A 21,019-nucleotide genomic window follows, 5' to 3' on the forward strand; every position below is an offset into this window, starting at 1 on the left:
AAGGCGTATTGAGCCGCCCCGGTACGTCGCCGCCCAGCGCCCTTCTGCGGGCCGGGCTAGTGACGTACCGGGGCGCTTTTGTGTGCAGTTCCGTCAACCACTCCGTATGTACCCTTCGGATTTTCCTCAATTCCAGACCGCGGCCGGCACCATTGTGGCCCGGCGCGATGGGCGGGTGGTGCGCGCTACCGGCATCCGGTACGCCCGCGCCAAACGGTTTCAGTATCCGGAGCCGGAGCCGGTGGCGGCGTCGCCCATTGTGGCCACGGCCCCCGCGCCGGCGTGCCCGCAGGTGGCCGATACGCGCTTGGAGGAAGTGCTGGGTGATTTGTACCAGGAATTAACCTTCAGCGAAGACTGCCTGCGGCTGTCCGTGACGCTGCCGGCCGATGCTGACCCGGCCGAGCAACTACCCGTGCTGGTGTGGGTACACGGCGGCTCTTACGTGACGGGAGCCGGCGACTTGTCCATTTACGACCCCACCGCGCTGGTGACCGAGCAGCGCGTGGTATTTGTGGCCGTAACGTACCGGCTGGGCCTATTGGGCTTCCTGGGCGGCGAAGGCGGCACGCCGCCCAACCTGGGACTGCTGGACCTGCTGGAGGCCCTGCGGTGGGTGCAGCGCAACATTGCCGGGCTGCACGGCAACCCTGCCTTGGTAACGCTGCTGGGCCACTCCTCCGGCGCCGATGCCATTGCGCAACTCATGCTGACGGCCGAGGCGAGCAGCTTGTTCCGAAGGGTGGTGCTGCACAGCGCCCCGCTGGGCATCACGCGCCACCGCCGCGCCATGAGCCGGGCCATGGTGGCCGCGGCGGGCTCCCTGTCGGCGCTTGGCGCTGTCGGGGAAGTGCTGGCCCGCGAAAGCTCCGTGACGAAAAGCGTGCGCCGGTTTGGGCTGAAAAGCGGAATGCCCTTCGGCCCGCAATACGGCGCCCCGCCCCTGCCACCCGAAACGGCTGTGGAGGAAACCTGGGCGGCGGTGGCCCCGCAGTTCGACGTCCTCATCGGCGCCACAGCTGAGGAAACCCGCTTTTTTGCCGTCATTGAGCCGTCGCTCAACCGGCTGCAGCGGCTGCCGCTGCTCGGAGCGCCGGTGGTGCGGCTCCTCACCAAGCTCAGCTCCAACGCCATTTACCTGCATCCGGCCATTGCTTTTGCCCGGCGGCACGCGCAGGCTGGCGGGCGGGCTTATCATTTCTTGGTGCATTTTCAGCCAATGGGCAGCCCGTTTGGCGCGGCGCATACCATCGATTTGCCGCTGTTGCTGGGCACCGAGGCCAGTTGGGCCGCCACGCCCCTGCTGGGGCAAACCAAGTGGGCAGAATTCAACGAGGCGGCCCGGCAGGTGCGGCAGTTGTGGGCCGGCTTTGCGCGCACGGGCAGCTTGCCGGCGCCGGTGGAGGTTCTCGGCGTGCTGTCGCTGCGTCAGGTAAGCAAAGCCGAGTAATTCCACGAAAGCAGTTGCTTGTAGGAAAGCGGCAGTGGCAATGCCTGCCGCGAAGCACCTGCCAGGGGTTCCGGCGTGCCTACCCCAGCACCTGCCCCACCCCAAACAGCACCGTGAACACCAGCGTGCTCAGGGCCATTTGCTTCAGGAGCGGGTCTATCTGCATCGATTCCTTCCGCTGCCACACCTGAATGGCGTTGAAGGCAAACAGCGGCACGGCCAGCGCATACAGCCACTGCCAGGGCGAATGGTAGGTGAGCGCCACAAACACCGTGGCGCACCCGAGGCCCAGCAGCAGCAGCAGCCAGTGGTAGCGCCGGGCATGCACCGCGCCCAGCCGCACCGGAATGGTGATTTTGCCGGCCAGCACGTCGGAGTTGATGTCGCGGATGTTGTTCACATTCAGCACCGCCGTGGCAAAGCAGCCCAGCGCGGCAGCGGGCAGCAGCACTTGCAGCGGCAGGCTACGGGCCTGCAGGAAGTAGGTGCCGCACACGCCCACGATGCCGAAGAACAGAAACACCGAAATATCGCCAAACCCCGCGTAGCCGTAGGGGTTTGCGCCCGCCGTGTAGTTTACCGCTGCCCAGATGGCCGCCAGCCCCAGCGCCAGAAATCCCAGGAACAATCCCAGCCCGGCCGCGCCCAGCGCCACCCACAGCAAAGCAAGCCCGCTGCCCAGCGCCAGCAGCCCGCAAATCCACATGCCGCGCTTCATTTGCGCGGGGGTGATGGCCCCGCTCTGCACGGCACGCTGCGGGCCCTGGCGGTGCACACTGTCGGCGCCGTTTTGCGAGTCGCCGTAGTCGTTGGCCAGGTTGCTGAGGATTTGGAGCAGGATGGTGGTGAGGGCCGCTAGGCCCACCACCAGGCCGTCGAAGTGGCCATTGGCTTTGGCCAGGAAACCGCCCGTGAGGATGCTGGCCAGGGCCAGCGGCAGCGTGCGGGGGCGGAAGGCGGAAATCCAGGGCGACATGGGCAAAGGGGTAATTTTAGAATGCAAAAGAACGTTACGCAGAGCGCAGCGAAGCATTTTGCTCGCTTCGTTGCAACACTAATCGAATCGGTCAACGATTATTCATTAGTGCGGCACGCGAGATGCTGCGCTGCGCTCTGCATGACGTTCTTTCAAGTCATGATAAAGCAAAAACTACTTGGCAATGTCGGCCAGCAGCTCGGGGCTCAGGGGCGTCACTTTCGAACCGTAAAACTTCACCACCTGGCCTTTTTCATTCACCAGGTACTTGCAGAAGTTCCAGTTCGGGGCGTCGGAAACCACGCCATTCTTGGTCTTGTCCGACAGGTACTTGTAGAGCGGAGCGGCGTTGTCGCCTTTCACCGCCACGGTTTCGAAGAGCGGAAACGTCACGCCGTAGTTTTTCTCGCAGAACGAGGCCACTTCGGCGTTCGAGGCCAGCTCCTGGTTGAAGCTGTTGGAGGGGAAACCCAGCACCACCACTTTGCCCGCGTATTTCTTCGACAGCTCCTCCAACTCCTTATACTGCGGGGTGAAGCCGCATTTGGAAGCCGTATTCACAATGAGGAGTTTCTTGCCCTTATACTGGCTCAGTTTCACGTCCTTGCCGTCGATGGACTTCACCGTGAAATCGTACACGGAAGGGGCCGGTTTGGCGGTTTCGTTGGCGGGTGTCATGGCAGCGGGGTTGGTCGGCTTAGCGACGGTAAAGGCCAGGGCCGAGGCGGCCACGGCCAGGGTGAGAATAAGGGAATTTTTCATGGGTTGAAGGTACGGCATTAGCATTTGCCTGCGTAACCAGCCGAAGGTCAATAGGGTTTTGGCTGGTAGCGCGGGCCGGGGGTTGCGCTGGGTGGCTGCTAAGTGGCGAGTAAGCGAATGGCACCGGGCTTAGGTGGTGGGCGGCGTCAGCCACTTCTCCAGCTGCACCGGCTGGTAGGCGGCCATTTGCTTCAGCAACTCCTCGGGGTTGGCTGATTGCAGGAGTTGGGCGCGGTTTTCGGCGCGCAGGAGCTGGTCATCGCGCATGCGGTCGAGGGATTGCAGCAGCAGGTCGTAGTAGCCGTCCACGTTGAGCAAGGCCACGGGCTTGCGATGCAGGCCGAGCTGGCCCCAGGTCAGCACTTCAAACAGCTCTTCGAGGGTGCCGTAGCCGCCGGGCATGGCAATGAAACCGTCGGCGCGGTCGGCCATCATCAGCTTGCGCTCGTGCATGGATTTCACGACGTGCAGTTCCGTGCAGCCTTTGTGGGCCAGCTCCTTGGCATCCAGAAAATCGGGAATGACGCCGATGACCTGGCCGCCTTCCGCCAGCACGGCATCGGCGATGGTGCCCATCAGGCCCACGCGGCCGCCGCCGTACACCAGCGTGAGGCCGCGGGCCACCATGGCTTGGGCCAGGGCCTGCGCCTGGGTGATGTAATTCGGATTGGTTCCGGCGCTGGAACCGCAATACACGGCAATGCTTTTCATTGATAGAACGAAGTAAAGACGCAAGATTTTGCGTCTCGTCGTTGTTGATGTTGTGTAGTTGGCGCGGTAGTGCGCAGTCACGGCCGTTCAACGCGAGCCGTTCAGCGACGAGACGCAAAATATTGCGTCTCTACATCCGCTCGGGCACTTGGATGCCCAGCAGGCCCATTGAGGCCTTTATCTGCTCGCCTACCCGCGCCGACAGCGCCACCCGCAGGCTGCGCTTGGCCACGTCGGTTTCCTGGAAAATCGACACTTCGGCGTAGAAACGGTTGTAGGCTTTGGCCAGGTCGTAGGCGTATTGGGCAATGACGGCGGGCGAGAGGTTGCGGGCAGCTTCGGCGACCACGGAAGCGTAGCGGGCCAGCTCCTGAATCAGCTCCTGCTCAGTGGCTTCCAGTCCGGCAATGCCGCTCCAATCGGCCGATTCGTCAATGCCCAGCTCGGTGGCTTTGCGGCGAATGGCGGCAATGCGGGCGTGTGAGTACTGAATGAACGGACCGGTGTGGCCTTCCAGACTCACCGACTCTTCGGGGTTGAAGAGCATGCGCTTCTTGGGGTCCACCTTCAGCAGGTAATATTTCAGCGCGCCCAGGCCCAGCATGTGGTACAGCTCTTCCAACTCTTCATCGCTGAGGCCTTCGGTTTTGCCTTTTTCGAGGGTGGCGGCTTTGGCGGCGGCCACCACGTCGCGCACCAGCTCGTCGGCGTCTACCACGGTGCCTTCGCGCGATTTCATCTTGCCCGAGGGCAAATCCACCATGCCGTAGCTAAGGTGGTGAATGGCGTCGGCGTAGGGCTTGCCCAGCTTTTTGAGCGTGGCTTGCAGCACCTGCATGTGGTAGTTCTGCTCGTCGGCGATGACGTAGATGCTGCTGTCGTAGCCAAAATCCTGGTACTTCAGCTCGGCCGTGCCCAGGTCTTGGGTGATGTAGACGCTGGTGCCGTCGGCGCGGAGCAGGAGCTTTTCGTCGAGGCCCTCGGCCTGCAAATCGACCCACACCGAGCCGTTTTCTTTCTTGAAAAACACGCCTTTGGTCAGGCCCTCTTCCACCCGCTCCTTGCCCAGCAGGTAGGTTTCGGACTCGTAGTAGTACTGGTCGAAATCGACGCCAATGGTTTTGTAGGTTTCGTCGAAGCCTTCGTACACCCAGCCGTTCATCTGGCTCCAGAGGGCTTTCACTTCCGGCTCGCCGGCTTCCCAGGCCTGCAGCATCTGCTGGGCTTCGGCCATGAGGGGGGCCTGCTTTTTGGCGATGTCGGTGGCTACGCCTTCGGCTTCGAGCTGCTTGATTTCCTCGCGGTAGTGCTTCTCAAACAGCACGTAGTACTTGCCGGCGAGGTGGTCGCCCTTCATGCCGGCCTGCTCGGGGGTTTCGCCGTGGCCGAAGTGCTGGTAGGCAATCATCGACTTGCAGATGTGGATGCCGCGGTCGTTCACCAGGTTGGCTTTGGTGACGGTGGCGCCGGTGGCTTTCAGAATCTCGGCCACGGAGTAGCCCAGGAAATTGTTGCGCAGGTGGCCCAGGTGCAGGGGCTTGTTGGTGTTGGGCGAGGAGTATTCGACCACCACGTTGCGCGGGCCGCCATCGGTGCCCACGGGCGCAGTGGCAAGCTGGGCACGCAGCTGCGCAAACTGGCTCAGCCACTCGGCATCGGCAATTTCGAGGTTCAGGAAGCCTTTCACCACGTTGTAGCCGCGCACGCGGGGCTCGTGGGTTTTCAGCCACTCGCCCAGAGCCTGGCCGATTTGCTCGGGGCCTTTGCCCAAAGCCTTGGTGAGCGGGAACGTGACGAGGGTGAAGCTGCCGGCAAACTCCTTGCGCGTGGGCTGGAGCGTGAGTCTGGCGGTGGGAACTTCAACGCCAAAAACGGCCTGGGCGGCGTTTTGCAGGGCGGTTTTGAGGGAGGATTCTAACTGTTGCACGGGGCAAAGGTACGGGCCGATGCAGGTAGCACGATAGTAGCCGCTCAGGGGGCGCGGAAACCCGGACTATCGAGGCCGCGCTACGCTTCCGCCGGCCCATACCCGTTCCAAAGGGGTTTTGCGGCGCAGAAACGGTCGCTCCAGCCCATAATAGGAAAGCATGGCCAGCCCCACCGACAGCCCGAGCGTGGCCAGCAGCGTGAGCAGCCAGCGCAGCCCCGCCGCCTGGGCGTCGAGCCAGGGCCCAAGCTGCCACAACACCGCCGCCACGGCCAGGTAGTGCAGCATGTATAGCCCGTAGGAGAGCTTGCCGAGGTAATTTAGCCAGCTCGCTTCCAGGCAGATGACGGGCTTTTCGGCGGCGGCCAGATTCAAAATCAAAACAGCAAACAGGCTGGCGTACACCTGCTCATGCAATGGAAATGGCCGGCCCCAGGCCAACAGCGCCACCACGGCCGCCAACGTGAGCCATTGCGTGGCCGGGGCCATCAGCCCGCGCAGCACGGCGGTGCGCCGCTGAAACAACAGCACCGCCGGCACCGCCCCCAGCACCAGGCAATCGAGCCGGAAATAATAAAGGAAACCGAAGGCGAAATCCAACTCGGGCCCCGGCGTGGGCTGGGCCGCGTGAAACGCCAGCACAATGCCGCGCTGCACCCCCAGCAACAGCAAAAACACCCCGCCCACCACCGGCAGCACGTGGCGGCCGGCCCGCCGCAGTACCCAGGGCCACAGCAGATAAAACTGCTCTTCGGTGCCAATGGACCAGGCCTGCGGCAGAAACGGGATGCCGCCGTAGAGCACCAGCGCCACGTTGGGCAATAGCACGGCGTAGAGCATGAGGCGTTCCGGCCTATGAGTGGCAAGAACCGTGGCGGCTTCCTGTCCTTGCAGCCAGGTGGCAAGCACCAGCACCACCGCGTAATACAGCGGCCAAATGCGCAGCATTCGCCGCCCGTAGAACTTGCCTACGGCAATAGACCCAAATTGCTCCTGCTCCGTCAATAGCAAATATGTAATCAGGAAGCCGCTGAGCACAAAAAACAGCGTTACGCCCTCGTCGCCCATGCGCTGTACCGCCGGTATGTGCCAGTGCGTAGGCCGCCCCTGGTATAAGCGCAGCTGTTCGATGTGATGCACGATGACCATCAGCGCCGCCACAAACCGTAGTCCGTTGAGGTTGGGGAAATAAACCGGACTGCCCGGGCGGCGATAAAATGAAGGAGCCGACATGATGGCAAAGCTAGGGGCCTACCAGGGTATCCAGCCGGGTTGCATCCGCCAGGCGCCCCGCACCCGCCGAGTACTGCGGCCGTGGGCCGGGCGCTTGGCGTCGGCGTTGGTTAGCGTGTCGATGGCGCTCCTACCGGCTCACCACTTCCTCCAGCCGCAGCCGCTTCTCAATGGCATCTGTGGCTTTTTCCAAGATGTTGAAGGCATTTTTCGCCATCGTGTTGCCGTTGTCCAGCGTGGGGTTGATTTCGACCATCTCGAAGCACACCACCCGGTCGTTTTCCAACAGGTCCTGGCAGAGGTTTTCGGCTTCGGAGAGGTAGAGGCCGTCTTCCACGGGCGTGCCCGTGCCGATGCTGAAGCTCGAGTCGAGGCTATCGACGTCGAAGGAAATGTAGACCAGGTCGCAGAAACGCAGGTGCTCGTAAATCTCGCGGGTGAGGCGGCGCGAGCCTTTGGCCTTGATTTCGGGCAGCTTTATCCACTTAATGCCCAGTTCCTCGATGAGGGCGTCTTCTTCTTCCTCGGTGTCGCGCACCACCACGTACACCAAGTGTTCGGGCTTGAGTTTGGGGCCGGGCTCGCCCAGGTTTTGCAGGCGGCGCCAAAAGAAGATGGTTTCGGCGTCGGGGATGTTGCGCTGGTGTTTGAGGTTGTCGACGCCGAGCGAGGCGGCCAGCGGCATGCCGTGCACGTTGCCACTGGGCGTGGTGTAGGGCGAGTGAATGTCGGCGTGGGCGTCAATCCAGATGACGCCCAGCGTTTTGGTGGGGTAGGCGGCCTTGATGCCGGCAATGGTGGCGTTGGCGCTGCTGTGGTCGCCGGCCAGCACCAGCGGGAATTCGCCGAAGCGCAGCGTTTGCTCCACGGCGGCGGCAATGCCCTTCTGCACGGTGTAAATGGCGTCGATGTGCTTGGCGAAGGGGAACGGCGTTTTGTCGAACAGCACGTGGTTCAAATCGGGCACCACCACGGAGTTGAACCGGCGGAAATAGTCGGAGCCCTTGTTGAGGCAGGCCACGCGCAGGGCGTCGATGCCCATGCCGGAGCCGCGGGTGCCGGCCCCAAGCTCGGAGCGGACTTCCAGTAATTTGATGCGTTTCATCGGAGGGTGGGAATTTAGGATAGCTGAATGGTGGCATCGTTCCAAGGATTTTAGTTGTCAGTTGCTGGTTGTCAGTTGTTAGAATCGATGAACGACTTGACAACTGACAACCAGCAACTGACAACTAGAAACACTTCGAGCGCTGCCTTGCGGCAGAAGCATCTGCCGTAGCCAAGTCGCTAATATTCCATCGTCACGATGCGAGGCGGGATAGCGGGAGAACATCAAGCGGTTCCCGGCCGTTATCCTGACCCGGCGGTACTTTTGTACGGCCCGCCGCAAAGGTCGGGCTTTTTCGCCGTTTTCAAAACCGAATGGATACGTACCACGACCTCATTTCTCAGACTTTCGACTTCCCTACGGCCGACTTTACCGTGCAGGACCACGAGCTGCAATTTCACGGCATCGACCTGATGGGTCTCGTCGAGAAGTACGGCACCCCGCTGCGCCTCACGTATTTGCCCAAAATCAGCTCCCAGATTCAGCGGGCCAAGCAATGGTTTGCCGAGGGCATCGAGAAAACCGGCTACACGGGCTCCTACTCCTACGCCTACTGCACCAAGTCGTCGCACTTCCGCTTCGTGCTGGAGGAGGCCCTGAAAAACGACATCCACCTCGAAACCTCGTCGTGGTTCGACATCAGCATCATCCGCAACCTGCACGCCCAGGGCAAGGTGGATAAGCAGAAGCACATCATCTGCAACGGCTTCAAGCCCGAGGCTTACAAGAAGGAAATTGCCGACCTCATCAACGACGGGTTTGTGAACTGCATGCCCATCATCGATTCGCCCAACGAAATCGAATACTACCACGACCACGTGAACGAGAAGGTGAACCTGGGCATGCGCCTGGCCTCCGACGAGGAGCCGCGCTTCCAGTTCTACACCTCGCGCCTGGGCGTGCGCTACGCCGACGTGATTCCGCTCTACGAGCAGCGCATCAAGGACGACCCGCGCTTCACGCTGACGATGCTGCACTACTTCATCAACACCGGCATCAAGGACACGTCCTATTACTGGTCGGAGCTGAGCCGCTTCGTGCACAAGTACTGCGAGCTGCGCAAGGTGTGCCCCACCCTCACCACCATCGACATCGGCGGCGGCTTCCCCATCCAGACTAGTATTCAGCCCGAGTACGACTACCCCTACATGGTGGCCGAGATTCTGCGCACCATCCAGCGCATCTGCCAGGAGGAAGGCGTGCCCGAGCCCAACATTTTCACCGAGTTCGGCATCTTCACGGTGGGCGAAAGCGGCGCCATCATCTACAGCATTCTCGACGAGAAGCTGCAGAACGACAAGGAACTCTGGTACATGATTGACGGCTCGTTCATCACCAACCTGCCCGACACCTGGGCCCTCAATCAGCGCTTCATCATGCTGGCCGTCAACGGTTGGCAGAAGTCGTACAAGCGCTGCCAGCTCGGCGGCCTCACCTGCGACTCGCAGGACTACTACAACGCCGAAAAACACATCTACCAGGTGTTCCTGCCCGAGCGCAAGCCGCAGGACGAGCAGCCGCTCTACGTGGGCTTCTTCCACACCGGCGCCTACCAGGAGAGCCTCAGCGGCTACGGTGGCATCAAGCACTGCCTCATCCCGGCCCCGCAACACGTGATTCTCGACCGCGCCGAAGACGGCACGCTCACCGACACCGTTTTCGCCCCCCAACAGGAAGCCGGCAGCATGATGCGCATCCTCGGATACGAATAATTCAATTTCGGCGTTAGGAAGACGTAGCGAAATATTGAGCTCCCTGCTTATCTTTGAAGCTCAGCCCGTCATCCCTCACCCGTATTAATATAAATTATGAAAAAGTTCGTATTGCTCGCCGCCGGTGCTGCCGCCCTCACCCTCGGCGCCTGCAACCGCCAGAAGTGCCCCGCCTACAGTAGCACCAAGGAGGCCAACCGCGTTTCCTCGCCCATCACGGCCAGCACTGCCCAAAAAGTAGAACGCCAGTAGGCTTATCGGAGTTGAAATGAAAAGGCCGGCTTCCCGCGTGGGAGGCCGGCCTTTTTCGTCCGTCATGCCCCGGCTGTGCTCGACATGGCTTGATTTTGTTGCATTTATGCGTTCAAAATAAGGGCCGTAGCCGCCCGCAAATCGGCCACGTGCGGCGCAAAACCGGCTTCCTCCTCTCCTACCAAAATGCCGCGCACGCCCACCGCGGCGCCGGCTTCTATGTCGCGGAGCCGGTCGCCCACTAGCCAGCACTGCGCGGGGTCGAGGTGGAAGCGGGCCATAGCTTTTTCCAGCATGCCGGAGTTGGGCTTGCGCAGGATGGATTCGCTCACACTGGGATGCGCGTCGGCGAAATAAAGCGCATCGAGGACGTCGCCGCAGGCACTTTGCAGCTTGGCGTGGCAGGCGCGCACGTCGGCGGCGGTGTAGAGGCCCTTGGCGATGCCGGCCTGGTTGGTGACGACGATGAGCCGGTAGCCGGCGGCTTTGAGCCGGGTCAGGCTTTCGGGCACGCCGGGGCAGATGATGAATTTCTCGGGCTGCCACACATAGGTGCCAATTTCTTCGTTCAGCACGCCGTCGCGGTCCAGAAATATGGCTTTGTTTTTTGTTGTCATTGCAGCAAAGCTACGGGCGAACTTTGCAGGCTCATTTGCGCTACGACTTTATGAAAATCGGCATCATCGGCGGGGGCATCAGCGGCCTCACCCTGGCCTGGTACCTGCAGAAAAGCGGCGTGCCCTACGACCTGTTCGAGGCCGATGCCCGGCCCGGCGGCAACCTGCACAGCCTGCCTACGCCCGAAGGCTACCTGCTGGAAGTGGGCCCCAACTCGCTGCAGCTGAGTGCCGAGCTGGAAGAGCTGCTGGCTGACCTCGGCCTGACCGACCAGATTCAGGACGCGGCCGCCGTGAGCCAGCACCGCTACGTGCTGCGCGACGGCCGCTACCGGGTGCTGCCCGGTTCCCCGCCCAGCCTGCTCACCAACGGCTTTTTCAGCCTCAAAGCCAAGTGGCAGTTGCTCCAGGAATTTCGTCGGCCCGCCGCGCCCCTCGACCCGCAGGAAACGGTGGCCCACTTTTTCCGCCGCCGCTTCGGGCCCGAAATCGTGGACTACGCCGTGAACCCGTTCATGGCCGGCATCTACGCCGGCGACCCCGAGCAGCTGCTCATCCACAAGACCTTTCCGCAGCTGGCGGCCCTGGAGCAGCAGTTTGGCTCGGTGCTGCGCGGCTTTGCCAAAACGAGCAAAGGCGCCGGCCGCCGCCGCATCGTCACGCTCAAAAAAGGCATTCAAACCGTTGCCGATGCGCTGGCGGCCCGGCTCAGCGGCTACCAGGCGGGTACCACGGTCACGGCCATTTCGCGGGCGGCCGATGGCACCTACCAGCTGGAATTGAAAGGGCCGCAGGGGCTGGAAGCCGCACCCGGCTACTCGCACCTGGCGCTGGCCCTGCCCACCTATGCGGTGGCGCCGCTGCTGCAGCCGCTGTTTCCGCAGGCCGCGGCGGCGCTGGCGGCCGTGCACTACCCGCCCATGAGCGCCGTGTATACGGCCTACGACCGGGCCGCCGTGGCACACCCGCTCAACGGCTTCGGCGCGCTCCATCCCAAAGTGGAAGGCACCTACGCGGCCGGCTCCATCTGGACCAGCAGCATCTACCCCAACCGCGTGCCGGCCGGGCAGGTGCTGTTCACCACCTTCGTGGGCGGCGCGCAGTACGAAGCCGCCGCCCGGCAGCCCGAGGAAGCCCAAAAAGCCGCCGTGCACGCCGAGTTGAGCAAGCTGTACGGCATCACGGGGGCGCCGCGCTGGCAGTTCCGCTACAACTGGCCGCGCAGCATTCCGCAGTTCGACCAGCGCATAGTGGGGGCGCACGCGGCCGCGGCCGAGCTGGAAGCCGAGCACATTGTGGCCGTGGCCAATTGGCGCGCCGGCGTGGGCGTGCCCGACTGCGTGCGCCACGCCCGCCGCACGGCCGAGCAGTTGGCCGCTGAGCAGTAGCTCCTTGCCCGGAAGTTTGCCCGCGTAGCGCCTTCCAAATACCTTTATAGCTTCTTTTCAGCTTGGCAAAAAAGCCGCTCAGGGGCCCGCGCTACCATGCAGCTTCGTACCGCGAAACCCTATCTTTGACCCCATGAGCGAAGGCCTCGTCCTAATCCCCACCTACAACGAGCGCGAAAATGCGGAGCTGATTATTCGCAAGGTGATGTCGTTGCCGCGGGCTTTCGACGTGCTGATTATCGACGACGGCTCGCCCGACGGCACGGCCGCCATCGTGCGCGGCCTGCAGGCGGTGTTTCCGGGGCGCCTGTTTTTGGAGGAGCGCAGCGGCAAGCAGGGCCTGGGCACGGCTTACATCCACGGCTTTCGGTGGGCGCTGGCGCGCCACTACGAGTACGTCTTCGAGATGGACGCCGATTTTTCGCACAACCCCGACGACCTGGTGCGCCTCTACGACGCCTGCGCGCAGGAGGGCTACGACGTGGCCATCGGCTCGCGCTACATCCAGGGCGTGAACGTGGTGAACTGGCCCATGTCGCGGGTGCTCATGTCGTATTTCGCCTCGTGGTACGTGCGCCTCGTCACGGGCATGCCCATCCGCGACGCCACGGCCGGCTTCAAGTGCTACACGGCGCGGGTGCTGCGCGCCATCGAGCTGGAGAAAATCCATTTCGTGGGCTACGCTTTTCAGATTGAGATGAAATGGCTGGCCTACCAGCTGGGTTTCCGCATCAAGGAAGTGCCCATCATTTTCACCGACCGCACCCGCGGCACCTCCAAAATGTCGAAAGGCATTGTGGAGGAAGCCTTTTTCGGCGTGCTGCAAATGAAGGTGAGCAGCTGGCTGCACCCGCTCAAGCCCGTGGGCAAGGCGTAGCCGCAGCCGGGGCCACGGCGTATCTTGCGCCGGCGCATGGAAAACACTCCCCTGTTTTGGCTGGCTTTTACGGCGTTCGTCATTGGGCTGCTGCTGCTCGATTTGCTGGTGTTCAACCGCAAAGCCCACGAGATTAAGCTGCGCGAAGCCTTGGGCTGGAGCGTGTTTTGGGTCACGCTCTCGCTGGGGTTCAACGTGCTGGTGTACCGCACCATGGGCCACCAGGCCGGCCTGCAATGGCTGACGGGCTACCTGGTGGAGAAGGCCCTGAGCGTCGACAACCTGTTTGTTTTCCTGCTCATTTTCAATTACTTCAAAGTACCGGGGCAGTACCAGCACCGCATCCTGTTTTGGGGCGTGCTGGGCGCACTGATTTTGCGCGCCGTATTTATCCTGGTGGGCGGGGCGCTGCTGGCCAAGTTTCACTTTTTGGTGTATCTGCTGGGGGCCTTCCTGGTTTACACGGGCATCAAGATGGGCGTGGCCGGCGAGTCGGCCGAAATAGACCCCGAAAACAACCCCGTGGTGCGCTTTCTGAGCCGGCACCTGCCCATCACGCGGCAGCTGGAAGGCGGCAAGTTCTTCGTGCAAAAAGAAGGCCTGCGCTTCGCCACGCCCCTCTTTGTGGTGCTGGTGATGGTGGAAACCACCGACGTGGTATTTGCCGCCGACTCCATTCCGGCCATTCTGGCCATCACGCGCGACACCTTTGTGGTGTTTACTTCCAACGTGTTTGCCCTGCTGGGGCTGCGGGCCATGTACTTTGCCCTGGCCAGCCTGATGCGGCTGTTCCATTACCTGCACTACGGCCTGTCCCTGATTCTGGTATTCATCGGCAGCAAGATTCTGCTCGAAAACGTGCTGCCCATTCCCATGCCCTATGCGCTGGGCGTGGTGGGCGGCCTGCTGCTGCTGAGCACGTTGGCTTCGGTGCTGTGGCCCAGGCGCGAAGAATAAGTTTAGCGGGCACCTTTTGCCCGGGCCGGACAACCTTTTCCACCCTCACGCCATCATGCCTGCATGAAAACACTTCGACTCCTAGCAGCGGGATTTCTCCTGGGCCTGCGCTTCTGCCAACCCGCGGCCGGCCAAACGCTGGACCCGAGCTTCACTTCTCCCCTCTCGCTCTACACCACGGGCAAAGTGTACTACATGGGGCCACCGCAGGCCGACGGCAAGCGCGTGCTGGGCGGCTACTTCACGCGGGCCAACGGCGCGGCCGCCAACTCCTTTGCCCGCTTCGACGACCTGGGCAACGTGGACCTGCCGTTTTCGCAAAACGTGGGCAGCGTGGGGGGCGTGGCGCAGGTGCTGGGCCTGCCCACGGGCCAGTACCTGCTGGTGGGCAACGGCAACACGGTGACGGCCGGCGGCCTCACGCGCCCCGAATTGCTGCGCCTGAACGCCAACGGCACCGCCGACGCCAGCTTTGGCGGGGGCGCGGGCCCGAGCAGCAGCCAGGGCTACGGCTTCGGGCAGGCCTTTGCGGTGCAGCCCGACGGCAAGATTTTGGTGGCCGGGTCGTTTGAAACCTACCACGGCGTGCCGGCGGCCGGGGTGGTGCGCCTCAACGCCAACGGCAGCGTCGATGCCACGTTCAACGTGGGCACGGGCTTCGGGGCGGGGGCGTTTCCGGAGACCATTGCGGTGCAGCCCGACGGCAAAATCCTGATTGGCGGCGACTTCACGAGCTTCAACGGCCAGTTCACGCAGAGCTTGGTGCGCCTGAATGCCAACGGCAGCGTCGACGCCTCCTTTGTCTCGCCCCTGCTGGCCAGTTCGTTCGTAGAAGGCCTCGTGCTGCAGCCCGACGGCAAGGTGCTGGCAAATGGCTACCTGGCGCTGTCCGGCGCCGGCGCCACGGCGTATGCGGGCCTGGTACGCCTGCAACCCACGGGCGGGCTCGACGCCAACTTTGCGGTGTCGCTGTTTCAGGACGGCGACGTGTCGAATAGCTCCTCCGACCCCGCCGTGCTGCTGCAGGCCGATGGCAAAATCATTGTGAGCGGCTACTTCACCGGGGCCGTGGGCAACCACGTGGCCCGCCTCAACCCCGACGGCACCGCCGACCTGACCTTTCAGGTGGGCACCGGCCCCAGCCAGGCCCCGGCCACGCTGGGCCTGCAGCCCAACGGCAGCCTGCTGGTGGGCGGCGAGTTTGGCACGTTCAACAACCTGGAGCAGCCGGTGGTGCGCCTCACGCCCGCCGGCGCCCTCGAAACGGCCTTTCTGCCCCGCCTGCAAAACCCGGGCTTTGCCAGCGCCCTGGCCCTGCAGCCCGACGGCAAGCTGCTGCTCGGCGGCGATTTCACCGAGTTGAACGGGCAGCCCGTGCACCGCCTGGTGCGCCTGCTGCCCAACGGCACCCTCGACGCCGCATTTGGGGCTGCCACGGGCGCGCTGTCCGACGCCGTGACCAGCCTCGGCCTTCAGCCCGACGGCAAGGTGCTGGCCGGCACCGCCCTGAGCGTGCTGCGCTTCGACGGCAGCGGTGCCCCCGATGCCACGTTCACGCCTTTCGTTTCGGGACCCGGCTATTACGTGTCCACCGTCAACGACCTGGCCGTGCAGGCCGACGGCCGCATATTGGTGGCCGGCTACCTGAGCGGCACGGCCAACGGGCTGTCCTTCAACGGAGTGGTGCGCCTCACTAGCACCGGCGCCGTGGACCCCAGCTTTGCCCGCCCCGTTGTGAACGGGACGCTGGGCAATGCCGCCGACGCCAATGCCGTGCTGGTGCAGTCCGATGGCCGCATTGTGGTGGCGGGCCGGTTCCGGACGGGCACGCAAGGCTCCGTGTACCGCGTGGTGCGCTACGAAAGCACCGGCGCGCTCGACGCCGGTTTTTTCAACACCACGTCCTACACGCTTGCCAGCACCACCATTGCGCCAGGCCAGGTGTTCGACCTGGCCCAGCAGGCCGATGGCCGGCTGCTGGTGGGCGGCTACTTCAACCAGGTCGGGGGCCTGTCGCGCTACGGCGTAGCCCGCTTGCTGGCCACCGGCGCGCTCGACCCGGGCTTTTCTTCCAACACCGTGCTGACGGGCACGGTGCGCACGCTGGCCATTCAGCCCAACGGCCGCGTGCTGCTGGGCGGCAATTTTAATGCAACCGTGCCCGGGGCCGGCACGCTCTTCAACCTGGCGCGGGTGCTCGACAATGGCCAGCTCGACACCTCGTTTGGCGCCACGGCCAACCCCAATAACGTGGTGCGCGCCGTGGAGGTGCAGCCCAACGGCGCCATTGTGCTGGCGGGCCAGTTCATCAGCGTAGCCGGCTTGCCGCGCGTGGGCGTGGCCCGCATCACGGCCGCCAACGTGCTGGCGGTGCAAGCGCCCACCGCCGTGGCCGAGCGCACCGCTGCCTGGCCGGTGCCGGCGCACGGCCAGCTGCACATTGCCCCCGACCTCAGCGCCCGCCCCATTGCCCTGGACCTCACCGATGCCCTCGGCCGCACCGTGCGCCACCAGGCGGCGGTCAGCGCCCCCAAGCAAACCATGGACCTGACGGGCCTGCCCGCCGGCGTGTACCTGCTGCGCGTGCAGTATGCCTTGGGCACGGTGGTACGCCGCATTGCGGTGGAATAAGCCGTTTTTTCAGCCAGAAAAAAGGGGATGAGCCGCCGTGGTTCATCCCCTTTTTTGTGCTGTTGCCGGGCGGCTACTTGGGCGCTTTGGGCGCTTCCGGGTCGGCGGCGTTGGAGTTCACGCCCGCGTCGGGGGCGGCGGCTCCGGTGTTGAGCAGGTCAATCAGGTTGAGGGGCTCAAACTGGCTCGAATCGGCGGCTACGGTGGCGCGGGTGGTGTCGGGGCGGGCCGAGAAGTGCATGTACTGCCGCGCCGGGCCATTGAGGCTCAGCCCGTAGGGCAGGTTCTCACGGTCGTTGGGCGTGATGAGGCCGCGGGTGGCCATGATGTCGGCAATGAGCCGGAAAAAGTAGCGGGTGCTGCGGCGCAGGTCGCCGTAGGCATCGAAGGAATAGCGCGCGTACTTGGGTTTGGGGATGATGCTGGCCAGGTAGAGACTCTCGGCCAGGTTCAGCTCGCTGGGGCGCTTGCCGTAGTAGAACAGGGCCGCGTCCTTCACGCCATACACGCCGCGCTTGCCGCTGGGCCAGCGGTATTTGCTCGGGCCCCACTCGATGATATTCAAATACACCTCAAACATGCGCTGCTTGCTGGCCAGGTGCGTGTTTTCGAGCAGCCACACGATGAGGGCCTCTTCGATTTTGCGGGCCACGGTTTTCTGGCGGGTCAAAAACACGTTCTTCACCAGCTGCATGCTGAGCGTGCTGCCGCCGCGGGCAAAGCGCTTCTCCTTGATGTTCTGGATGGCCGACTTCACAAACGCCTTCTCCATGAAGCCTTTGTGCGTGAAGAAACGCGGGTCTTCGGCCGTGGTGATGGCGTGGATGAGGTAGGGCGACACCTCGTTGTAGGGCACGAAGTCGGGGTTGGGCGGGCCCACCACGAAGGTGCGCACCGAGTCACCCTTGTCGTTGTACACCGTTTGCACAAAGGGCGTATTCAGCTTGTTGAGGTCTTCTTCGCCGAAGCTGGTGAGCTTGAAATTCTTGCCCTTGAGGCTGGAATCGAACTTCAGGCTGTCGACCTGGGCCATGTCGAGGCTGCCGCTCATGCGGTAGGTGAGCGTGCCGGTGCCCTGGGTGCCGCGCACCTCGTCGAAAATGCCGGTGGGCAGCGAGGCAAAGAAGTCGTTGGCTTCCGTCTCGGCCGACGTCACGTTGATGCTCACGGCCCGGCTGGGCTTCATGCGCACGCTGATTTCGGGGTAGAGCACGATTTTGTTCACCGTAATCTGGCTGCCTTTTTCCAGGGCGGCGGTGCCACGGCCCAGCTTGGCCACGAAGTCGAGGCCGCCGCGCTTCACCTCAATCTCGTTGGCGGCTAGCTTGGGATGGTAGAGGCTGAAATTGCGGGCGGCCAGGGAGCCGCGCACCGTGAGCGTGCCGCCGGTGTCGTCGTCGTCGAAATCCTTGCTGTCCAGGCGCACCTGCACCGTGTCGAAGCTCACCAAGGCCCCGAAGCGGCGGGGCACGTAGGGCAGCTGCACCGAGCCCCCTACCCCGAATATCTTGGCGTTCAACGCGTAATCGCCGGGCTCGATGTGCCCGCTGATGCCTAACTGGTTGGCCACCGAGTCGATGGTGGCCGTGAGGCTGCCGCTGATGTCGCCGTCCTGAATCTTAAGCTCGGGCAGGCGTAGCATGGCCGTGTGGCGCAGGCTGGCGTAGCTCACCGTGAAATCTTTGAAATTTGCTTCGCCGGGCACGTTGTCGAACACCGTTTCGAGGGCCTGGTTCAGCAGCAGGCCGTAGTTGGTGCCTTTGGTGGTGTCGCGCGGGGCGGCGCTGGGCTTCTGTTTCTTAATCAGGAAGCCGTAGTTGTCGGCGGTGGCCGTTTTGTGGGGCGTGAGGCGGGCCGTGATGATTTGCAGGTCGCTGAACACCGGGCGGCCGGCGAAGAGCGAACGCACGCTCAGGCTGGCCTGCAGGCGGCGGGCGGTGAGCAGGGTATCGGTGGGGTTGGCGGTGGGCACCAGGCCCAGGCCCGCAATTTCAACGGTTTTGAAACCCGCGAACTTGGCCGGCCCCAGCGTGAGAATGACCGGGTATTTGCGCTCAATTTTGGCCTTAACCTCTTTCAGCGCGTAGTCCAGCAGCTGCTGGCGCTTCCACTGAAACACGGCAAATGCCAGCAGCAGCAGCACCGCTAGGCCGCCTAAAATGCCGAATACAAGTCGTTTGGTGGAAGGGGAAATGCGCACGGAAATCAATAAAGTGGGCGGCTTAGCCAACGCCAAAGGTACGGAAAACCCAGGCGTAGCAGGAATACGGCTGCAACGCCGGAACGGACGGCTCCGCTACCCACAAAGCCAAGGGCGCCGCCGTTTCCGCAACGGCTAAGGGGCTTAGCCCCGGTTGCCGGCCTTAGACAGTTGGAATAATCGGGCCGAAAGGATGAAATGCAAACTGCCTGCGTATCGTTCAATGACTCCTCTCCCGTGTCAGCAGATAGCCAACGCCGTTGTAGGCCTTCCTCCCCGATAATGGCAGAACCGTTGCGCGGCACCGCTTTCCTGGCCCGTACTTTTGCGCCATGCCCAGCCCCCTCACCGCCCTCTCGCCCCTCGACGGGCGCTACGCCCGCGCCACGGCTCCCCTGGCCACGCGCTTTTCCGAAATGGCCCTCATCCGCTACCGCGTGCTGGTCGAAGTCGAGTATTTCATAGCCCTAGCCGAGCTGCCGCTGCCCCAGCTGCAAGCCGTGCCGGCCGACGCTTTTCCGGGGCTGCGGCGCCTCTACGAAGAATTCAGCGAAGCCGACGCCGAGGCCGTGAAAGCCCACGAAGCCGTGACCAACCACGACGTGAAAGCGGTGGAGTACTGGCTGCGCGACGAGTTTGCCAAACTCGGTCTGGGCGCGTTTGTCGAGTTTATCCACTTCGGCCTCACGTCCCAGGACATCAACAACACGGCCATTCCGCTTAGCTTTCGCGACGCGCTGATGGGCGTGCTGCTGCCGGCCTACGCCCAGGTACGCAACGCCCTGGCCGCCCGCGCTCAGGAGTGGGACGCCGTGCCCATGCTGGCCCGCACCCACGGCCAGCCCGCCTCGCCCACTCGCCTGGGCAAGGAAATTGCCGTGTTTGTGGCCCGGCTCGACGCCCAGGTGGCCCTACTGGCCCAGGTGCCGTTCGGGGCCAAGTTTGGCGGGGCCACCGGCAATTTTAATGCGCACGCCGTGGCCTTTCCCGGCACCGACTGGCACGCTTTCGCCACTACGTTTGTAAACGACCGGCTCGGTCTGGCCCGCTCCTTTCCCACCACCCAGATTGAGCACTATGACCACCTGGCCGCCCATTGCGACGCCCTCAAGCGCCTCAACACCATTCTGATGGACCTGGCCCGCGACGTGTGGCAATACATCTCGCTGGGCTACTTCAAGCAAACCATCAAGGACGGCGAAGTGGGCTCCTCGGCCATGCCGCACAAAGTCAACCCCATCGACTTTGAAAACGCCGAGGGCAACCTGGGCGTGGCCAACGCCCTGCTCGAACACTTTGCGGCCAAGCTGCCCATCTCGCGCCTGCAGCGCGACCTCACCGACTCCACGGTGCTGCGCAACCTGGGCGTGCCGCTGGGCCACGTCCTTATCGCGCTGGGCGCCCTGCAGCGCGGCCTGGGCAAGCTGGCCCTCGACGAAACGGCCCTGCACCGCGACCTCGAAGCCAACTGGGCCGTGGTGGCCGAAGGCATCCAGACCATCCTGCGCCGCGAAGCCTACCCCGACCCCTACAACGCCCTCAAGGCCCTCACCCGCACCGGCGAGGCCATTTCGGCCGCCAGCATCGGCGAGTTCATCAACGGGCTCGACGTGAGCGAGAGCGTGAAGGCCGAGCTGCGTGGCGTGACGCCGCACAGCTACGTGGGCCAGTAGCGGCAATTTGCATTACCTACCATTTCCTCTATCCCCTTCCCAATGCCGATGTTCCTACGCTCCTTCTTCAGCCGTGCGGCCCTGCTAGTGGCGCTCACTTCGCTCGCTGCCTGCTCTTCTTCCAAGAAAGACGACCCGGCGGCCGCGCCCACCCGCGAAATGAGCTGGACAGCCGACGGCGCCACCTTGAAAACCACCACCCTGCAGTCGCAAAAGTTTTCGAACACCCTTTCGGTTGCCGGCACCGTCCCGGGCAGCGCCACTTTTCTTTCGCTGGAATTTCCCAACGCCGTGGGCACCTACACGTTCGGGCCTAATTCCAACGCCACGGCCGCTTACACCGCCAGCTCGGGCGGCACGGTGGGCGTGTATTTTGCCGGTGCCACGGGCTCGGGCACGGTGACGGGGGCAGGCACCATTGTGGTCACGGCACTGTCGGCTACCGAGGTCACCGGCACGTTCACGTTCACGGGCATCAATCCGAATACGGGGGCTTCCAAGTCGGTTAGCAACGGCAAATTCAGCGTGGGCTTGTAAGCACCGTCGGG

At 63.4% G+C, this 21,019-nt stretch carries 17 protein-coding genes; 9 read left to right on the forward strand and 8 right to left on the reverse strand.

Translation table 11 applies throughout. The annotated features are described in order from the left end of the window. The first annotated feature begins 106 nt into the window (after positions 1–106). A complete protein-coding gene (locus JAO73_RS20490) occupies positions 107–1,450 on the forward strand; it encodes a carboxylesterase family protein (RefSeq protein WP_198979120.1) in 1,344 nt (447 codons plus the stop codon). Positions 1,451–1,529: 79 nt separating this feature from the next. Here the strand turns inward: JAO73_RS20490 and JAO73_RS20495 are convergent, their stop codons facing one another. From JAO73_RS20495 to JAO73_RS20520, 6 genes are all read right to left on the reverse strand, one after another. Then, positions 1,530–2,426, reverse strand: coding sequence for a 1,4-dihydroxy-2-naphthoate polyprenyltransferase (locus JAO73_RS20495; RefSeq protein ID WP_198979121.1), 897 nt, complete (start codon positions 2,424–2,426; stop codon positions 1,530–1,532). 174 nt (positions 2,427–2,600) lie between these two features. Beyond that, positions 2,601–3,188, reverse strand: coding sequence for a glutathione peroxidase (locus JAO73_RS20500; protein WP_198979122.1), 588 nt, complete (start codon positions 3,186–3,188; stop codon positions 2,601–2,603). Positions 3,189–3,317: 129 nt separating this feature from the next. Then, entirely contained in the window at positions 3,318–3,899 is a 582-nt protein-coding gene (locus JAO73_RS20505) for an LOG family protein (RefSeq protein WP_198979123.1), read from the reverse strand. Positions 3,900–4,029: 130 nt separating this feature from the next. Continuing rightward, positions 4,030–5,826 (reverse strand): arginine--tRNA ligase, encoded by a 1,797-nt coding sequence (gene argS, locus JAO73_RS20510; protein WP_198979124.1) that lies wholly within the window; start codon positions 5,824–5,826, stop codon positions 4,030–4,032. 66 nt (positions 5,827–5,892) lie between these two features. Next, positions 5,893–7,059, reverse strand: coding sequence for an acyltransferase family protein (locus JAO73_RS20515; RefSeq protein ID WP_198979125.1), 1,167 nt, complete (start codon positions 7,057–7,059; stop codon positions 5,893–5,895). 130 nt (positions 7,060–7,189) lie between these two features. After that, on the reverse strand, positions 7,190–8,164 hold the full coding sequence (locus JAO73_RS20520; protein ID WP_190921805.1) for an arginase: 975 nt from the start codon (positions 8,162–8,164) through the stop codon (positions 7,190–7,192). Positions 8,165–8,478: 314 nt separating this feature from the next. Between JAO73_RS20520 and JAO73_RS20525 the strand changes: the two genes are divergently transcribed. Continuing rightward, positions 8,479–9,876 carry a type III PLP-dependent enzyme domain-containing protein gene (locus JAO73_RS20525; protein WP_198979126.1) on the forward strand — a complete coding sequence of 466 codons (1,398 nt, stop codon included), beginning with the start codon at positions 8,479–8,481 and terminating at the stop codon, positions 9,874–9,876. Between the two features lie 96 nt (positions 9,877–9,972). Beyond that, on the forward strand, positions 9,973–10,128 hold the full coding sequence (locus JAO73_RS20530; RefSeq protein ID WP_196295739.1) for a hypothetical protein: 156 nt from the start codon (positions 9,973–9,975) through the stop codon (positions 10,126–10,128). Between the two features lie 104 nt (positions 10,129–10,232). Here JAO73_RS20530 and JAO73_RS20535 read toward each other — a convergent pair whose 3' ends face one another. After that, a complete protein-coding gene (locus JAO73_RS20535; RefSeq protein ID WP_198979127.1) occupies positions 10,233–10,745 on the reverse strand; it encodes a D-glycero-alpha-D-manno-heptose-1,7-bisphosphate 7-phosphatase in 513 nt (170 codons plus the stop codon). 35 nt (positions 10,746–10,780) lie between these two features. On the opposite strand from JAO73_RS20535, the gene hemG reads away from it, so the two are divergent. The 4 genes from hemG (at position 10,781) to JAO73_RS20555 (ending at position 16,598) form a co-directional block, all read left to right on the forward strand. Then, positions 10,781–12,133, forward strand: coding sequence for a protoporphyrinogen oxidase (gene hemG / locus JAO73_RS20540; RefSeq protein ID WP_198979128.1), 1,353 nt, complete (start codon positions 10,781–10,783; stop codon positions 12,131–12,133). A 133-nt stretch (positions 12,134–12,266) separates the two neighbouring features. After that, positions 12,267–13,010, forward strand: coding sequence for a polyprenol monophosphomannose synthase (locus tag JAO73_RS20545; RefSeq protein WP_198979129.1), 744 nt, complete (start codon positions 12,267–12,269; stop codon positions 13,008–13,010). A 36-nt stretch (positions 13,011–13,046) separates the two neighbouring features. Further along, positions 13,047–13,967 (forward strand): TerC family protein, encoded by a 921-nt coding sequence (locus tag JAO73_RS20550; protein WP_198979130.1) that lies wholly within the window; start codon positions 13,047–13,049, stop codon positions 13,965–13,967. A 63-nt stretch (positions 13,968–14,030) separates the two neighbouring features. Continuing rightward, positions 14,031–16,598, forward strand: coding sequence for a T9SS type A sorting domain-containing protein (locus JAO73_RS20555; protein ID WP_198979131.1), 2,568 nt, complete (start codon positions 14,031–14,033; stop codon positions 16,596–16,598). A gap of 73 nt (positions 16,599–16,671) precedes the next feature. On the opposite strand, the gene JAO73_RS23440 is transcribed toward JAO73_RS20555, so the two are convergent. Then, positions 16,672–18,798: a transglycosylase domain-containing protein gene (locus JAO73_RS23440; protein ID WP_198979132.1), complete on the reverse strand. Its 2,127-nt coding sequence runs from the start codon at positions 18,796–18,798 to the stop codon at positions 16,672–16,674. 332 nt (positions 18,799–19,130) lie between these two features. Between JAO73_RS23440 and purB the strand changes: the two genes are divergently transcribed. Both purB and JAO73_RS20570 read left to right on the forward strand, forming a co-directional pair. Then, positions 19,131–20,471 carry an adenylosuccinate lyase gene (gene purB / locus JAO73_RS20565; protein WP_198979133.1) on the forward strand — a complete coding sequence of 447 codons (1,341 nt, stop codon included), beginning with the start codon at positions 19,131–19,133 and terminating at the stop codon, positions 20,469–20,471. A 48-nt stretch (positions 20,472–20,519) separates the two neighbouring features. Next, positions 20,520–21,008, forward strand: a complete 489-nt coding sequence (locus tag JAO73_RS20570) for a DUF6252 domain-containing protein (protein WP_198979134.1) — start codon at positions 20,520–20,522, stop codon at positions 21,006–21,008. Positions 21,009–21,019 lie beyond the last annotated feature (11 nt).

Origin of the sequence: Hymenobacter miniatus (assembly GCF_016427455.1) — a bacterium.
GTDB lineage: Bacteria > Bacteroidota > Bacteroidia > Cytophagales > Hymenobacteraceae > Hymenobacter > Hymenobacter armeniacus.

What these genes read in the sequence shown, in the direction of transcription:
- JAO73_RS20570 (WP_198979134.1), top strand. Translation starts at nt 20,520, where the DNA reads ATGTTCCTACGCTCCTTCTTCAGCCGTGCGGCCCTGCTAGTGGCGCTC.
- JAO73_RS20535 (WP_198979127.1), bottom strand. Translation starts at nt 10,745, where the DNA reads ATGACAACAAAAAACAAAGCCATATTTCTGGACCGCGACGGCGTGCTG.
- JAO73_RS20520 (WP_190921805.1), bottom strand. Translation starts at nt 8,164, where the DNA reads ATGAAACGCATCAAATTACTGGAAGTCCGCTCCGAGCTTGGGGCCGGC.
- JAO73_RS20505 (WP_198979123.1), bottom strand. Translation starts at nt 3,899, where the DNA reads ATGAAAAGCATTGCCGTGTATTGCGGTTCCAGCGCCGGAACCAATCCG.
- JAO73_RS20495 (WP_198979121.1), bottom strand. Translation starts at nt 2,426, where the DNA reads ATGTCGCCCTGGATTTCCGCCTTCCGCCCCCGCACGCTGCCGCTGGCC.
- JAO73_RS20525 (WP_198979126.1), top strand. Translation starts at nt 8,479, where the DNA reads ATGGATACGTACCACGACCTCATTTCTCAGACTTTCGACTTCCCTACG.
- JAO73_RS20555 (WP_198979131.1), top strand. Translation starts at nt 14,031, where the DNA reads ATGAAAACACTTCGACTCCTAGCAGCGGGATTTCTCCTGGGCCTGCGC.
- JAO73_RS20515 (WP_198979125.1), bottom strand. Translation starts at nt 7,059, where the DNA reads ATGTCGGCTCCTTCATTTTATCGCCGCCCGGGCAGTCCGGTTTATTTC.
- JAO73_RS20490 (WP_198979120.1), top strand. Translation starts at nt 107, where the DNA reads ATGTACCCTTCGGATTTTCCTCAATTCCAGACCGCGGCCGGCACCATT.
- JAO73_RS20545 (WP_198979129.1), top strand. Translation starts at nt 12,267, where the DNA reads ATGAGCGAAGGCCTCGTCCTAATCCCCACCTACAACGAGCGCGAAAAT.
- JAO73_RS20530 (WP_196295739.1), top strand. Translation starts at nt 9,973, where the DNA reads ATGAAAAAGTTCGTATTGCTCGCCGCCGGTGCTGCCGCCCTCACCCTC.
- purB (WP_198979133.1), top strand. Translation starts at nt 19,131, where the DNA reads ATGCCCAGCCCCCTCACCGCCCTCTCGCCCCTCGACGGGCGCTACGCC.
- JAO73_RS20500 (WP_198979122.1), bottom strand. Translation starts at nt 3,188, where the DNA reads ATGAAAAATTCCCTTATTCTCACCCTGGCCGTGGCCGCCTCGGCCCTG.
- JAO73_RS20550 (WP_198979130.1), top strand. Translation starts at nt 13,047, where the DNA reads ATGGAAAACACTCCCCTGTTTTGGCTGGCTTTTACGGCGTTCGTCATT.